At 62.9% G+C, this 15,105-nt stretch carries 13 protein-coding genes; 6 read left to right on the top strand and 7 right to left on the bottom strand.

From position 1 onward, the window contains the following. Nucleotides 1-693 precede the first annotated feature (693 nt). Nucleotides 694-1,428 carry a DUF3750 domain-containing protein gene (locus DFO46_RS12440; protein WP_120277506.1) on the bottom strand — a complete coding sequence of 245 codons (735 nt, stop codon included), beginning with the start codon at nucleotides 1,426-1,428 and terminating at the stop codon, nucleotides 694-696. A 72-nt stretch (nucleotides 1,429-1,500) separates the two neighbouring features. Between DFO46_RS12440 and DFO46_RS12435 the strand changes: the two genes are divergently transcribed. After that, complete coding sequence (locus tag DFO46_RS12435; RefSeq protein ID WP_120277505.1) at nucleotides 1,501-2,508, top strand: asparaginase; 1,008 nt, start codon at nucleotides 1,501-1,503, stop codon at nucleotides 2,506-2,508. A gap of 10 nt (nucleotides 2,509-2,518) precedes the next feature. Here the strand turns inward: DFO46_RS12435 and DFO46_RS12430 are convergent, their stop codons facing one another. After that, the gene (locus DFO46_RS12430; protein WP_120278244.1) at nucleotides 2,519-3,274 is read right to left on the bottom strand and encodes a DeoR/GlpR family DNA-binding transcription regulator; all 756 of its coding nucleotides are present in this window, start codon (nucleotides 3,272-3,274) and stop codon (nucleotides 2,519-2,521) included. A 118-nt stretch (nucleotides 3,275-3,392) separates the two neighbouring features. Between DFO46_RS12430 and DFO46_RS12425 the strand changes: the two genes are divergently transcribed. After that, nucleotides 3,393-3,749 carry a DUF4406 domain-containing protein gene (locus DFO46_RS12425; protein ID WP_110789489.1) on the top strand — a complete coding sequence of 119 codons (357 nt, stop codon included), beginning with the start codon at nucleotides 3,393-3,395 and terminating at the stop codon, nucleotides 3,747-3,749. A 55-nt stretch (nucleotides 3,750-3,804) separates the two neighbouring features. Here DFO46_RS12425 and DFO46_RS12420 read toward each other — a convergent pair whose 3' ends face one another. After that, the gene (locus DFO46_RS12420; protein WP_110789485.1) at nucleotides 3,805-4,464 is read right to left on the bottom strand and encodes a glutathione S-transferase family protein; all 660 of its coding nucleotides are present in this window, start codon (nucleotides 4,462-4,464) and stop codon (nucleotides 3,805-3,807) included. Between the two features lie 308 nt (nucleotides 4,465-4,772). On the opposite strand from DFO46_RS12420, the gene DFO46_RS12415 reads away from it, so the two are divergent. Continuing rightward, a complete protein-coding gene (locus tag DFO46_RS12415; protein ID WP_120277504.1) occupies nucleotides 4,773-5,330 on the top strand; it encodes a DUF2087 domain-containing protein in 558 nt (185 codons plus the stop codon). Between the two features lie 66 nt (nucleotides 5,331-5,396). On the opposite strand, the gene DFO46_RS12410 is transcribed toward DFO46_RS12415, so the two are convergent. Together DFO46_RS12410 and DFO46_RS12405 are read right to left on the bottom strand one after the other, a co-directional pair. Next, nucleotides 5,397-7,238 (bottom strand): EAL domain-containing protein, encoded by a 1,842-nt coding sequence (locus DFO46_RS12410; protein ID WP_110789483.1) that lies wholly within the window; start codon nucleotides 7,236-7,238, stop codon nucleotides 5,397-5,399. Between the two features lie 208 nt (nucleotides 7,239-7,446). Continuing rightward, a complete protein-coding gene (locus DFO46_RS12405) occupies nucleotides 7,447-8,817 on the bottom strand; it encodes a TIGR03808 family TAT-translocated repetitive protein (RefSeq protein ID WP_120277503.1) in 1,371 nt (456 codons plus the stop codon). 272 nt (nucleotides 8,818-9,089) lie between these two features. Here DFO46_RS12405 and DFO46_RS12400 point away from each other — a divergent pair, with 272 nt between their 5' ends. Then, entirely contained in the window at nucleotides 9,090-9,293 is a 204-nt protein-coding gene (locus DFO46_RS12400) for a hypothetical protein (protein WP_110789481.1), read from the top strand. Nucleotides 9,294-9,461: 168 nt separating this feature from the next. Here DFO46_RS12400 and DFO46_RS12395 read toward each other — a convergent pair whose 3' ends face one another. Beyond that, entirely contained in the window at nucleotides 9,462-10,004 is a 543-nt protein-coding gene (locus DFO46_RS12395) for a MarR family transcriptional regulator (RefSeq protein WP_120277502.1), read from the bottom strand. Between the two features lie 121 nt (nucleotides 10,005-10,125). On the opposite strand from DFO46_RS12395, the gene DFO46_RS12390 reads away from it, so the two are divergent. Both DFO46_RS12390 and DFO46_RS12385 read left to right on the top strand, forming a co-directional pair. Continuing rightward, nucleotides 10,126-11,721 carry an MDR family MFS transporter gene (locus DFO46_RS12390; protein WP_120277501.1) on the top strand — a complete coding sequence of 532 codons (1,596 nt, stop codon included), beginning with the start codon at nucleotides 10,126-10,128 and terminating at the stop codon, nucleotides 11,719-11,721. 199 nt (nucleotides 11,722-11,920) lie between these two features. Continuing rightward, a complete protein-coding gene (locus tag DFO46_RS12385) occupies nucleotides 11,921-12,586 on the top strand; it encodes a hypothetical protein (RefSeq protein ID WP_120277500.1) in 666 nt (221 codons plus the stop codon). Between the two features lie 128 nt (nucleotides 12,587-12,714). Here the strand turns inward: DFO46_RS12385 and DFO46_RS12380 are convergent, their stop codons facing one another. Further along, on the bottom strand, nucleotides 12,715-14,937 hold the full coding sequence (locus tag DFO46_RS12380; protein WP_120277499.1) for a methyl-accepting chemotaxis protein: 2,223 nt from the start codon (nucleotides 14,935-14,937) through the stop codon (nucleotides 12,715-12,717). Nucleotides 14,938-15,105: the final 168 nt, after the last annotated feature.

Genomic DNA, 15,105 nt, shown 5'->3' with positions numbered 1-15,105 from the left:
ATCATCGGCAACGTAACGAAAGGAAGGTGATCCAATGTCTAATGAGATTTCGGTCTGCGTGTGTGACTTTGGAAAGGGTGCGGTTTTGACGGGGCAGCCCTCGGCCTGATCCAGCCTTCCTTCGGGCGGTTACCCCGTCCGGGTCCAGACAAAGGACTAAAGCTCATGGGAGCCACCCTCGCGGGTGGCTCTTTTGATTCAGGGCCGATTGAAAGCCGGGATCATCGCCTCAAGCAGCCAACCTGATCGGTGACAAATTACAACCTTTAGTAATCACAAGGTTGGTTATTGCAACAAAAAAGATTAGGTGTAGTATTCCTTGGTAATCAGGAGGGAGGCGTGCGATGGCTTACAGAAGGCGGAAGGACAAGGACGCGTGGCATTGGTGCAAGAACTGCTCCAACTGGCCTAAGTCAGACTACGTGGAGCAGTCCTCGAAACCGACCAGCGGTGAGCTCTGCAACGAGTGTCTCGCCAAGGACAAGGCTGGAAACTGCAGCAAATAGGTCGGCTGAATCACGTGCCACATTGGTCGCGTAGGAAGTTGGGCTCGTCCCTAACCGGAGCCGAGGGGGATATGCACTTTGGCACGTCTGGCCTGCCCGTATGGAGGACGACCCGAGACTATGCTCTCGGGCAGGCTACAACCCACTGTGATCTGGCGGGAAGTTCACGGACTGACGACCAGATCGCTCAGAGCCCCACCGCCCCGAAGCCCGGCACCTTCAGCGCCGGCCGGGTGAGATCGACGCCGGCCACCAGGCCCAGAAAATTCACCTCCAGCCCGCTGCGCATCCCCACGGAAAAACCGGCAAGCCCGCCGAGGCTGACATGCAGGTCGCGGCCGTCGCTGTCCAAGGCATAGAAGGTGCCGTCGCCGAGATAGTCACGACCCACGGCATCCGGCGGCAAGACGGCGCCGAGGTCGGGCACTTGCCGCAGCACATGGGCGACAAAGGTGTTGGAGTTCGGCCCCGGATAGATCCGGTAGCCGCCCGGCTGGCCGTAGGGGTAACCTTCGATCGCTGCCTCCACCTTCGGGATCAGCCGTTCCGCCTCGGGGCCCTTCAATTCCACCACCAGCCTTGGCGGGTTCGAATACCAGAAGGCGTCCGGTGCCCGGTGGTTGCGCCGGAGCGGCGCGCCCCAGCCCACCTTGTCATAGCGCTGATAGGCGCCGTCTTTCGTCTTGGTCACGATCCAGGCATGGCTGGCAATCGCCCCTTTCAGGCCGCCGGTCATCGCGGAGAACACGTAGATCGCCGCCTCCGGGCTGTCCTGCGCCGACGGCAAAAGGCCGGATGAGCCCCATTTTGCCGAACTCCAGCCGGACGGATGCTCGCGCGTCGCCCACAGCCCGGCCGACACCAGGGTCGGCAGCACGAAAACGAGCAGGATGACGGAGACGATACGCAGCAGAAACTTCAATCCGGACCTCGAACCAGCTTGCGAGACATGCTCTAACAAGCATCTGGCAATCATGGCGTTTTGAGGTTCATCATGGGCAATCCGGTCACGGTCGAGGTCACGCGCGGTCAACTCGTCGAAAGCCGCCATCGCGGGCTGGCGGTGGTCGTCGATGGCGATGGCAAAATCGTCTTTTCCGCCGGCGATGTCGATGCGGCCGTCTTCCCGCGCTCCGCCTGCAAGGCCATGCAGGCTCTGCCGCTGGTCGAAAGCGGTGCGGCGGATGCCTTCGGCTTCGGCAATCGCGAACTGGCGCTCGCCTGTTCCTCCCATTCCGGCGAGCCGGACCATGTGGCAACCGCCGCCGCCATGCTGAAAGCCGCCGGTCGCAGCGAAAGCGAGCTGGAATGCGGCGCCCACTGGTCCTTCGATCAGGCAACCATCATCGCCCAGGCCCGCAGCCTCGACCGCCCCTCGGCCCTTCACAACAATTGCTCGGGCAAACATTCCGGCTTCGTCTGCACCTGCGCCCATATGGGCGAGGCGGCGAAGGGGTATTCGACCTATGACCACCCGCTGCAGCAGTCGATCCGCGCGATCATGGCAGACCTGACCGGCGCCGCCCTCGGCCCCGACATCTGCGGCACCGACGGCTGCTCGATCCCGACCTATGCCGTGCGGCTCACCGGGCTTGCCCATGGTTTCGCCAAGCTCGGCACGGGGCAGGGGCTCGCGCCCATCCGCGCCGCTGCCGCCCGCCGGCTGATCCAGGCCTGCATGGCGGAACCCTTCTACGTCGCCGGCACGAAACGCTTCTGCACAAAGCTGATGCAAGTCGCACCTGGAAAAATCTTCGCCAAGACCGGCGCCGAAGGCGTCTTCTGCGCCGTATTGCCAAACAAGGGCCTGTCCTTCGCCGTCAAGGCCGAGGACGGCGCCACCCGCGCCGCCGAAGCCATGATCGCAGCCCTGCTGGCCCGGCATTTCGAGCTTGAAAGCGAGGAGCATGCGGCGCTGATGGGCCTTGCCAATCACGGCATGCGCAACTGGAACGGCATCGAGGTCGGCCAGGTGCGGGTCACCGACGTGCTGTTCGGCTGAGCCTGAGCGCTCACGCCGGGATCATCTCCGCGCCTGCCGCCCGATAACCGGCGAGAACCTCCTCCGGCGTCTCGGTGCCGACGATCAGCCCCGTCACCTCGGAAAGCGACACGATGCCGAAAGGCGAGACGGCGCCCAGTTTCTCCGCCGTCAACGGGCAGTAACTCGCCACGCTGCGCTCGGCGATCCGCCGCTTGATTGCCGCCTCCTCGAAATCGCCGGTCGACAGCCCGTCGGCCGGATGGGCGGCGGTGGCGCCGAGGAAGAAGATGTCAGGCCTGATACGCTCGATCGCCGAAAGCGCCGTCGGACCCACCGCCACCATCGAATGTTTGAAGATCCGCCCGCCGATCAGGATCACCTCGATTTGCTGATGCTGCTCGAACTCCGCGGCGATGGTCGGGGCGTGGGTGACGACCGTCAGCGTCATGTCGTGCGGGATCTGCCGCGCAATCTCCGCCGTCGTCGTGCCGCCGTCGAGAAACACCGTCTGGCCGGGGTTGATCAGCCGGACGCAGGCGGCCGCCAGCCGCCGCTTCTCCTCGGTCGAAAGGGTCTGCCGCGTGGAGAAGTCGGGTAGAGGGGCGGCAACCGGCAGCGCCCCGCCATGCACCCTGACCAGAAGCCCCGCCGTCGCCATGTCGCGCATGTCGCGGCGGATCGTATCCTCGGACACGTCCCAGAGCCTGGCCAGCTCGCCCGCCAGGGCCCGCCCGTCGCGTTTCAGCACCTCCAGGATCTCTCTGCGTCTTTGTTCGGTCAGCATGATCTCGCCCGTTTGTTCACGATATTTCCGAATAATATCGAATTGGATTCGACATTCCAGAAGAATCGTGCGGAAATGTGCACGTATCCGCATGAGGCGGATGATGAAGGAGTGAGACATGTTGATATTGATTGCGGGTCCCTATCGCTCGGGCACCGGGGATGATCCGGAAAAGATGGCCGCCAACCTGAAGGTGCTCGAGGCGCCGTCCCATGCCCTGTTTCAGGCCGGCCACGTGCCGATGATCGGCGAATGGGTGGCGCTGCCCATCTGGCATGCCGCCGGCGGCAAGACCGTTGGCGATGACCTTTACGAGCAGATCTTCCACCCCGTCGCTGGCCGCCTTCTGGCACTGTGCGAGGGCGTCCTGCGCCTTCCCGGCGCCTCCAAGGGCGCCGACAACGACGTCCGCATCGCCACCGAACGCGGCATCCCGGTCTGGTATCGGCTGGAGGATGTGCCGGGGTGTGGCTGAGGCCTAAAAGGCGGCCGGCCGAGTAAGATCGCGGGCTGAGCGAGCGGGCTGCCGCTTACTCCACCTCGGCCAGCCGCTTCTCCCACATCGCCTTGAAGCCGGGCCTTGCCTGCACATGCGCGAGCCAGGCGGCTGTCTTCGGATGGGCGTCGAACAGCGGCTGGTAAGCCTGGGCGTAGCGAACGATTTCGGCGAGGTTGATATCGGCGACGGTGAAACGCCCGCCGACGGCGTAGTCGTTGTGGGAGAAATGCTTCTCCAGCACGCCGAAGGGCCGCGCGAGAATGCGGGCGATCACCTTGGCCTCCTGCTGGCCGGCCTCGGTCGACAAGCGGCCTTCATTGTTGGCGGTGGAGATCTTCAGCGCGTCCGTCTCGATCGAGGTCGCGGCAAACAGCGACCATTGCAGCATCTGCGCTTCCTCGTGGAGATCGCGCGGCGCCATGGGGCCGCCCTGCTTCTTCGCCACGTAAAGCGTCTGCGCCAGCGACTCGTTCAGCACCAGCCCGTCGTCTTCGATCGTCGGAATGCTGCCCATCGGATTGATGGCCAGGAATTCCGGCGAGCGGGTGTTGAGCCGAACGCCCTCGGCCATCGGGTCTTTCAACTTGTAGGCCTGCAACACCGGCACCAGTTCGAACGGCAGCCCCAGCTCTTCCAGCAGCCAGAGAATGCGCGTCGCGCGTGACTTGTAGACGCCGTAGATCTTCAGCATGCCGGTCTCTCCCGTGAACGATGCGCCGGAGGCTAGCGTGTGCAGGCCGCGCGGAAAAGCCTTCCCCGCTGATGCCACCGATGAAATTCGCTGATGAAAGGACGCGGTTGACACGTCCCCCCTTGCCGCCTTATCCGTGTCGACATGGGTCCGCAGTTCACCCAGGCGTCACCGCCCCGAAAAGGGGAGCTAAACCTGCCGTTTCTCTTGTCGACGAAAGCTCGTTTTCCCGTGCCCCGTCGGAAGTCGGTGACCACCGGCCTTGTTGGTTGCTTGCTGAGCAGCCGGGCACGCCCAGGAGAAATGAGATGTCGAGGACGACCCATGCTTTTTCTGCGCCCGATCTGTCGGCGCTGGCCAAAACCCTGAAGCGCGAACTGGATGCCCGGGCCGAACTGCCGGGTCATGTCGAGCTCTTGAACATGCTGACCCGTGCTGTCGGCTTTCGCAACTACCAGCATTTCAAGGCGAGCCGGGCGGCGGAAGATCGGCTGGCAAAGCCGAACGCGATCGAAGCCGAACCGGCCGTCGATTTCCGCCGTGTCGAGCAGACCGCCCGCTGTTTCGCCGGAACGGAGGTGCTTGTCCGCTGGCCGGGCAAGCGCAATCAGCAGCAACTGGCGCTCTGGGTCATCTGGTCCTTTCTGCCGGCGGGGAGCGAAGTCGTCGAGAAGGACGTGAACGCCGTGCTCATGCGCCACAACGGATTCGGTGATCACGTGCTGCTCCGGCGGGAGCTGGTCAATATGGGCCTTTTGACGCGCACGCCCGATTGCCGGCTTTATCGCCGCGTGGAGAAGCGTCCGCCGCCTGAAGCACGTGCTCTGATCCGCCTGGTGACCTCGGGGCGCATCGACGGCGCGTGATGAATGGAAAGAGCGGTCCGGCGCGACATGACGCGCCGGCCCCGCGTCCTGTCGGCACGGATGGGATCAGCCGGCGGCGCTGCGCGGCAGCTTCTGGTCGCCGTCGAGCAGCAGGCTGCTCCAGGACGGAATGGTATTGCCGATGCTGAGCAGGGCCTCCACGGCCGTCCGGTCCATTGGCCGGGCGAAGTAATAGCCCTGGCCCGCCTTGCAATCGAGCGCCAGCAGCTGCTCCGCCTGGCTGAGTTCTTCAATCCCCTCGGCCACCACCCAGATCCCCAGCCCGCGGGCGATCTCCAGCAGGCCGCGCGTAATGACGGCCCCGGCATCGGCTTCCGAAAGCCGCCGCACGAAATATTTGTCGATCTTGATGATATCGACCGGCATGGTCAAAAGATGGGTCAGCGAGGCAAATCCGGTGCCGAAATCGTCGAGGGCAACCTTGATGCCGACATCCCGCATGGCCTGGATCTCGTCGGAAACGACGGTGCCCTTCTGGGTGAGGTAGACGGATTCCGTCACCTCCGCCACGATGGTGCCCGCAGGCAGGCCGTGCCGGTGGAAGGCGTCGATGATCCGCCGGGTCAGTCCGCCCCGATGGAAGTCGGCGGCCGTCAGATTGAAGCCGACCCGCGAGAAGGAAAGCCCCATGGAACGCCAGCGGCCGCAATCGGCGGCAATGCGTTCCAGCATGCGGTCGGTGATGTCGAGCCCGACATGGGCATCCTTCATCGCCTCGTGAAACTGTGCGGCGGGAATGATCTCGCCGTCCCGCGTCGTCATGCGGCAGAGCGATTCAAAGCCGATGATGCGGCCCGTGGCGAGTTCCACCACCGGCTGGTAGTGGGCGTCGATCCGGTCCTCGCGCAATGCCAGCCCCACCTCCTGCACGGAGCGGAAGCGCTCGACGATCGCCGTTCCCAGGCCGGAATGATATTGCACATACTGGCCGCGCGCCCGTTCCTTGGCATGGTAGAGTGCGTAGTCGGCATTCTGTCGCACCTGATCATGGCCTTCGCCGGCCATCACGACGGCGCCGCCCAGTGTGGCGGCCGGATAGATCAGGTGACCGTCGCAATCCGCAGGCTCCTTGATGCGCTCAATGAGCGTCGTCGCAAGATCGGCGGGTCTGAGCGTATCGATGCAGGGGATGATGACCGCGAATTCATCGCCGCCGAGGCGAAAGGCCATGCCGTCGGGCGCGCTGTCGCCGATCCTGTGCCCCGCGACCCGGATCAGATCGTCGCCGGCGGCGTGGCCGAAGGTGTCGTTGACCATCTTGAGATTGTCGAGGTCGATTAGCAGCAGGCTCCACACCTGGGGCCGTTGCGCGACCCGCGCCAGAACCTCGTTGAAGCGGCTGCGGTTGGGCAGGCCCGTCAGCGCATCGGTCTCGGCCAGGCGTCGCCGCTCGGCAATGCGCTGGTCCCGCTCGATGGCGATGGCCGACAGATGCACGCAGGCGCGCACGATATCCTGCTCTCGATCGGATGGCCCGCGTGCCGTGCGGTAGTAGAAGGCAAAGGTACCAAGCACCTTGTCCCCCGCGATGATCGGCGTCGACCAGCAGGCTTTGAGGCCGAGCGGCAAGGCAAGTCCCTTGTAGGGCTCCCAGTAGGGATGGGATTCGATATCGTCGACCATGACCGGTCGCCCGGTAAAGGCGGCGGTTCCGCAGGAACCGACACCGGGGCCGATCTGGATGCCGTCGATCGCTTCGGTATACTCCAGAGGCAGGGAAGGCCCGGCCAGATGGCGCAAACGGAAGTCGCTATCCAACAGGAGAACGGATGACACGACGTCATGCGCCTGGGCTTCCACTTCCCGGCACAGATAGTCGATGGTCTCCGCAAGCGACTGCCCGGTTGCGATCTTCTCGAGTATCGTGTTCTGCAATTGCAACAGCATGGCGACCGCATGGGTTTCACTGCCGCCATTAACGCCCAGAGTGTTTAATCGTCACTTACGAAAATGTCACAATTCTAATATTGGTTCGCGCAGCCTTAACGAATTTCCGCAAATTCGTGCCATTTCAGGTCACCAACCGGGACCGCCGCGGCGCAAGGCGGCGCATGGCCGCCAGCGTTTCCCCTGGTGTATGGATCTGACGAGCGGATCACGCCGACCGGTTGCCGGAAATTGCCAGATGGGAAAATCCGCCGCCATCGTTGATCAGCTCGTCCGTGCTGCGCTCCGCCCAGCGATAGCCGAGGATCGCGCCCTCTTTGACCTCCTGCAGCACATTGCCCGAGATCACCGTCTGACCGGCCCCCTCCACCACGCTCACCCGCATGCCGACACGCGCCTTGCGAACGATGTTGCCGGAAACGACGAGATTGCGGAGATAAGGCCCCCAGCCGAGCATCATGCCGGCGGTCGCGGCGTCCTCGATGACATTGCCGGACACCACGGTATCGGCCTCGACGGAAATGCCGAAGCCGAAACCGCCGACCTCCTGGGGGTAGGGGCCTTTGTCGACGAGATGGCGGATGACATTGCCCGACACGGTCGACAGCCGCCCGCCCTGGTCGAAATTCACCACACAGATCCCGTTCGCCGCCCCGTCGATCACATTGTCGCCGATGAGAGCCCCTTCGAAGGCAAACTCGGCGTAAATGGCGGTCTCGCCCGAGCGGAAACACTGGTTGCCGGTGATCGAGACATTGGAGGCCGAATTCGCTCGGATCGCCGAAAAGGCGCAGTCTGAGACATGGTTGCCGGAAACGATCACATTGTCGGCGCGAAACAGGTTGATGCCATTGCCGTTCTGCCCGGTGCCGCCTTCGGCAGCGCCGATCCGCGCCACCCGGTTCCCGGAAATGACCGTGCCGTCCTCGCCCGGGGTCCAGCGATGCACGAGGATGCCGCCATTGCCGCAGTCGAAAATCGTGTTGTCGCGGATCGCAAACGCCTGGCCTTCGATCGCCCAGATCGCGGAAAGGGCAGCCCCGCTCACCCGGCATCCCTCGATCCGGCCGCCGCATTGCGCCAGATGCAGGCCGTATTTCCGGCTGCCGGCCACCTCGCAATCCTCGAGCACGACGGAGCCGACATTGCGGAACGACAGCAGCCCCTCAGTATAGTCTGCAAGCCAGCGATTGGCGCCGTCGAAGGTGATGCCGGAGAGGCTGACATGCTTGACGTCCTGGGCCGCAATCAGATGCCCGTCGCCGCGATAGGACAGCCGCGTCAGCCCCGGCACGCCGGTCAGCCGCGTGCCGTCAGGCAGTTCGAGATTGGCGACCTCATAGGTCCCGGCCGGTAGAAATACCGGCTGCCCGGCCTTCGCGGCCGCATCCAGCAGCGCCTGCAGCTTGCGGCTCTGGTCGTCCTCGGCGCCCGGCAGGATTCCGGCCTCCGCCGCGTCGAATCCGCCGCGAAGCTCGGCCATGGCGAGCGTCTGCGCTGAGGCGCGGTGCAGGCCCCCTGTCGTTCCCGACAGGAGAAGAGCACCGAGGCCCGTCAGAATGTCACGCCGTGTCGGCATCGTTCACCTCTTCATGGCGGCGGAAGGAGCCGCCCCATGCGCAGGAGACACTGGAGAAGAGGAGCGGGTGGGGCAAGGACAGGCTTAAAACAGTGTTAACGGCGGTGAATGTGTTTTGTCGCCCGCGTCTTCGCCTATCGTCTAACCCTCACACCCTCCCGACTTGCGCCAGATCAAGGAAATCGACGGACAGACGGCTATTCTGATCCTCGAAGGGCCCCGGATGACGATGTCAGCGCCGGAGCGCCCCGACACAGTTCGGAGGTCGGATCATGCTACGTCTTGCTGCGGTTCTTTACATTCTGGTCGCCAGTGCAGTCGGTGGCGCGGCGGTGATCGCGGTGCTGACGCTCGACATGCGTCAGGGTTGGCAGATCGCAGCGGCCTTCGCGGCAGGTCTGGTGGTGGCGATCCCGATTGCGGCACTGCTTGCCCGCCGCATCTACAACGCCTTGCAGGGGCCGAAACCGGTCTGAAAGGTTCTCTCTTCGGCACGGGGTGAAAGACTGGTCCTGTCCTGGCGGAACGGGATTGGCGGTGGAAACCAGCCTCGTGACGACCGGCCGGCATTTTCTCGGGGGAGGAGATGCCGGTCGGGTCGTTTTTGCGGGGCACGTGACACGACCCCGCACGAACCCCGGTACTTACGTCTCATCCTGCTCGAACGTGTCGAGCTGCGCCTCGAGCCCTTGCGTGAATCGCAGATAGAGCCGTGCGAATGTCTCGATCTCCTCCTCAGTCCATCCGCTCGTCGCCTCGATGATCGTCTCGCGCTTGATCGCCTCGATCGCGTTGAGCACGCCGCGGCCGGCCTCGGTGATCCGGACCAGACTGCGCCGGCCGTCCTCCTGCGATGCCGCCCGTTCCAGCAACCCCTGGCGCACGAGATCCGCGACGATGCGGCTGCCGCGTGACGGGTCGATCCGCATCTGTTCGGCAATCGCACCGACGGTGGCCTCTTCATGGCTGCCGATTCGCTTGATCACGCCGATCGCGTCGATATCGGAAAGCTCCAGTCCCGTACCCATCCGCTTCAATGCCATGCGACCGATGAAACGCCGTCCAATCAGCAGGCGCATGCGTGTCATCGCCTGGCCGACAAGGCCAAGGGCCGTGTTCGATGGCTCCGGCTGCGGGGACGGGCTGGTGGCGTGGCGATAGGGCGAAGAGGAGGCTGTGTTCTGCATGCCGGCACTTTAGCAGCTTCACGCTCTCGCACAAAGCAAAATGCATGCGCTCCGCAAATATATGCTATTGACATATAAATGCTTGCGGCACATTTTGGCGCCCTACAGGAGCCCCCGATCCATGGACAGCCGCACCGATCCCACAGTCATCCAGCCGGGTTCTCACCCGGCCACCCGCCTGGAACCGCATCCGGGCACGGTATCTGCCGCACCGCCGACAGCCGGCGAGGGACCTCTGGTCACCGACCCGCGCCTGCGCCTCTTCGTCTATCTGCTCCTGATGTCGGCCATGTTCATGGCCACGCTCGACAACCAGATCGTCTCGACGGCGCTGCCCACCATCGTCGGCGAATTCGGTGACCTCGAACGATTCGGCTGGGTTGGCTCCGCCTATCTGCTCACCACCTCCGCCGTCATGCCGCTTTATGGCAAGCTGGGTGATCTCTTCGGCCGCAAATACGTCATCATGGCCGCCATCTCGATCTTCACCTTGGGGTCGCTGGTCTGTGGCCTCGCCGTCTCGATGAACACGCTGATTGCCGCCCGCGTGCTGCAGGCGCTGGGCGGCGGCGGCATCATGGTGTCGATCTTCTCGATCAATGCCGATCTCTTCGAACCGCGTGAACGCGCCCGCTACCAGAGCTATTCCAGCCTCGTGCTGATGGCATCCGGCGCGCTCGGTCCCGTGCTTGGCGGCACGCTATCCGATCTCTTCGGCTGGCGCTCGATCTTCCTGGTCAACCTGCCGATCGGCATTGCCGTTTTGACCGGCCTTGCCTTCCTGCTGCCCTATCGCAAGCCGCATCGCAAACCGAAGATCGATTATGCCGGCGCCCTCCTGCTCGCCGGTGCCGTGGCCTCCATCGTCTTCTGGGCCGACAGCGCCCAGCTGTTCGGCGGGCTGCTTGCGCCGCAAAGCCTCGCCATCGTCGCCTTCGGCATGCTCTGCGCCATCGGCTGGGTGCTGGTCGAGCGCCGCGCGCCCGAACCTGTCGTGCCGCTCTCGCTCTTCTCCAAGCCGACCATCAACCTGCTCTTGATCATCTCCATCGTCTCGGGCGCCATCGGCATCGGCTCGGTCAATTACGTCGCGCTCTTCCTGCAGACGACGACCGGCCTCTCGCCCTCCATGGCCGGCCTGCTCTTCATCGCCACAACCGGCGGCATCGCCGTGGGCTCGCTGACCTCGGGTCGCCTGATCGCCAGGTCCGGCCGCTACAAGCCCTTCAGCATTGCCTCGACGGCGCTGGGCGTCATCGGCTTCGGCATCTTCTCGTTCGTCCATGCCGGAACGCCCGTCGTGCTGATTGCGCTGGTCATGCTGCTCCAGGGCTTTGGCGTTGGCATCGGCCAGCAGGTGCCCGTCATCGGCGTCCAGAACGCCGCCTCCCGCGCCGATGTCGGGGCCGCCACCGGCACCGTCACGCTCACCCGCATGGGCGGCGCCGCCATTGCCATCTCGATCTACGGCGCGATCATCGGCACAAGCCTCTCGCATGTCGCGATCCCGCTGCCGGGTGGTCAGGACTTCCGCAACCTGACGCCGGAAATCCTCTCGACCCTGCCGGATGCCACACGCGCCCTCGTCGCCAATGCCTATTCGGATGCCTTCGTGCCACTCTTCCTCACGGCGTCGGGCATGATGATCATCGGGCTTATCGCAGCTTTGCTCTTGCCGAACGTCCGCCTGCCGACGGCGGTTGAGAAAAAGGCCTGAGAGACTTCTTGTGAATGCCGGCAAGAATAGAGGGCCTCCGCCCGGGAGAGTGGGGGCTCTGGCTTTGGCAATCGGATGTGGGGACCGTGAGATAGCATCGCATCGTTAGTAGCCACCAAACGCTCCGCGCAAGCATGCAACCCTATGCTGTATCCTCAATGACGTTCACCTTGTTTCATCCATTTGAGGCGCTCCCAGCATGCAAGTGCAATCCAATTATCTCTCATCGTCCTATGCGGCCACGACGAAGCTTGCCAAGAGCGACAACCAGAGCGCCGATACCGAGTCGCAAGGCACAGCAAATCTGGAGCAGATGCTCGAAAATCTGCGTAAGGATCCCACGATTGACGATCGCATTACTGAAAACGAGGACGGCAGTTACAGTTTCAGTACGGAGTCATACAGCTGGTCAGAAAAGAGCTTCGCAGCGCGCGCAATCATCACCGAACTCAATGGCGAAAGCTTCAGTCTCATCGGGACCGAAGGCATGATGTTCCCGTCTGATTCTGATGCCCAGTTGTTCAAGCAGTTAACCGGCTACAACCTTTTCAGACTGGGAGACGCCTCTGTGGTGCTTGATGATGATGGTTTTCCGCCGGCAGAAGCCGATCAATCGTCAGTTAAACAGGCATTCGATTTCATATCTGACGTCATGATTTTCCGAAACGAAGGTTATTTTGAAGGGGATCTGACCTCAGAGAACGTCGGAGCCATAATGTCGGCTTATAACATTTCACCGGGCTCCAACAGCTTCGTTGACCAGTTGCTCGACGTCCTGAGCAAGTCATCCGAGGCGTCGTCGGCTCCTCTGGAAGCCATACAGCAAACACAAATCGACGAGATTCTGGACCTCGTCTCGGCCTGAGACTTTTTAGGTGTACCTAGGGGGGTGCCGATGACGAGACTGATCAGCGTGTACTCCCCTGATGCAAAATGAGAAAACCCCCGGCCGCAGGGCGACCGGGGGCTGATTTTGTGCTGTTGGCGAAACGCTCACGCCGCGCGGCGCGTCGCCATGCCGGCCTTGTGCACCTTGAAGCGCGAAATCAGCTGTTTCAGATGCGCCGTCTCGTCGGCCAGGCGGTTGGTGCTGGCGGCCGCTTCTTCCACCATGGCCGCGTTCTGTTGCGTCATCTGGTCCATCTGGTTCACCGCCGTGCTGATCTCGTGCAGGCCGGTCGACTGCTCCTGGGCAGCCGTCGCAATCGAGGTGACCTGGCCGGCAATGCCGATGACCCGTGTCTGGATCTCGCGCAGTGCGTCGCCGGTGGTGGTTACCAGCCGAACGCCGGTCTGCACTTCTTCGCCCGACTTGTTGATCAGTGCCTTGATGTCCTTGGCCGCCGTTGCAGAGCGCTGGGCGAGTTCGCGCACTTCCTGCGCGACAACCGCAAAGCCCTTGCCGGCTTCCCCGGCGCGTGCCGCTTCGACGCCGGCATTGAGCGCCAGGAGGTTGGTCTGGAAGGCGATCTCGTCGATCACGTTGATGATCTGCGTGATCTCGTTCGAGGCCTGCTCGATGCGGGCCATGGCGGCGGTTGCATCTTCCACCACGCCTGAGGAACGCTCGGCGAACTGCCGGGCATCGGCCACCATGCGGCTCGATTCCTGTGCCCGTTCGGTCGAGGTCTTCACCGCAACCGTGATCTCTTCGAGCGCCGAGGAGGTCTCTTCCAGCGAAGCGGCCTGGGTTTCGGTGCGCTTCGACAGGTCGTTCGAGGCGTCGCGGATCTCGTCCGCCCCGCCATTGATCGCATCCGACGACTGCCGCACCTCGTCCATCAGGCGGCGCAGCGTCGTCATGGTCTCGTTCACATTGCTCTGCAGCTCGGCAAACACGCCCTGATACTGGCCTTCCATGCTTTCGGTGAGATCACCCTGCGACAGGGCGTTGATCACCCGGCCGGTCTCGGCAATGCCGGTGTCGACCGATTCCACCAGCTTATTCACATTGGCCGCGAAGGCGTCGAGATCCGGATTGTCATAACGTTTGGTGATCCGGTGCGAGAAGTCGCCGGCAACAGCCGCATTGACCACGGTGGCGATGTTCGACTGCAGGTCGGCATTCTTCTCCTGCAGGGCCGCTTCCTGCGCCGCCAGCTGGCGGATCTTGAGCGCATTCTGCTTGAACACGTCGACGGCTTTCGCCATCAGGCCGATTTCGCTTCGATGATCGAGGCCGGGGATCTCGGTCTCCAGCCTGTTGTCGGCCAGCGCGCCCATGGCATGGGTGATTGCGCCGATCGGCCGGGTAATGCCGCGGGCGATGACGAAAGCGATGATGCTGGCGAGAACCACGCCGAGACCGCCAAGCGTCATGCCGGTGATGACCCCGGTTTCCATGGTCGCCTGAATTTCCGGACCCAGCGTATCCTGTGCCTTCTTCAGCTCGACCTTCAGCTGTTCGACGCCATCCGACAGGTTGTTGCCGGTGGTGTTCATCGTGTTGTTGATGATCTCGTTGCGGCTGTTGATGATGTCATCGATCTTCTGCAGCGCGGTATTGTAGGTGCTGAAATCGTCGATCACTTCCTCGATGCCAGCCTTGTCCTTGTCCGATTTCACCTTCGACAGAGCCTGATCGAGGCCGCCATAGGCAGCCGTCGCGGATTCCAGCGCGGTGTCATGCGCAGCCTTGTTGTTGCTCAGCAGGAACTTGTTGGTGCTCAGTCGCATCGTCGCGACAGCATATTTGGCATCTTCGATCACGGCCGCACTCTGCAGGTCGCCACTGTTTTCCAGTGTCTTGGCGATGGTGCCCAGTTCGGTGGCCATCTCCGGTCCCAGTTTCTCGAAGGTACCGCTGACGATCTCGTCGCGCTGGTTCTGCAGGGCAACGACGTCTTCGAAGGCCTTTGCATAGGTGTCGACCATCCCGTGGAAGCTGCTGATCTTGGCCTTTTCCGCGTCGCTGGTTGAGAGCGCTATCAGGGAATCGATGGAAGCCTTGGTGGCCTTCAGTCGCTCCAGCGCTTCCTGGTGGAGCTCTTCCGTCGGCTCCGCGCGATACTTGCGGAAGGCAAGCCGTGCATCGAGCATGTCGGTCTGGATGCTGCTCGCAGCATTGGTCTGCTTGGCGGCGGCACGGTATTCGCCGAACATCGCCTTGTTGGTGATATTGGCAAAGATACCGCTACCAGCAACCCCGCACAGCACGAGCAGCACGAGGCCGAAGCCGAGATAGATCTTCTGCCCGATTTTCATGTTGTTCAGCATGGAAAATACCCCCAGTGGTTGTCAGCATGGGAGAATTATTAAGGCTAAGATTTAATCAGCCTTAAATGTTAGGGAGGGCTTTCTGAGGTTATTCGACTTTTTTTGTTCACTCTGCGGTTGGTCTGCGCCAGATCTGCACGCAAGGCAGAGCGAGCGACGACCGAAGGC

Source organism: Rhizobium sp. AG855 (assembly GCF_003610655.1).
In the GTDB taxonomy this organism is placed as follows: domain Bacteria; phylum Pseudomonadota; class Alphaproteobacteria; order Rhizobiales; family Rhizobiaceae; genus Allorhizobium; species Allorhizobium wuzhouense.
The sequence above is the reverse complement of the archived record's forward strand: the minus strand, read 5'-3'. Positions and strand labels throughout refer to the sequence as shown.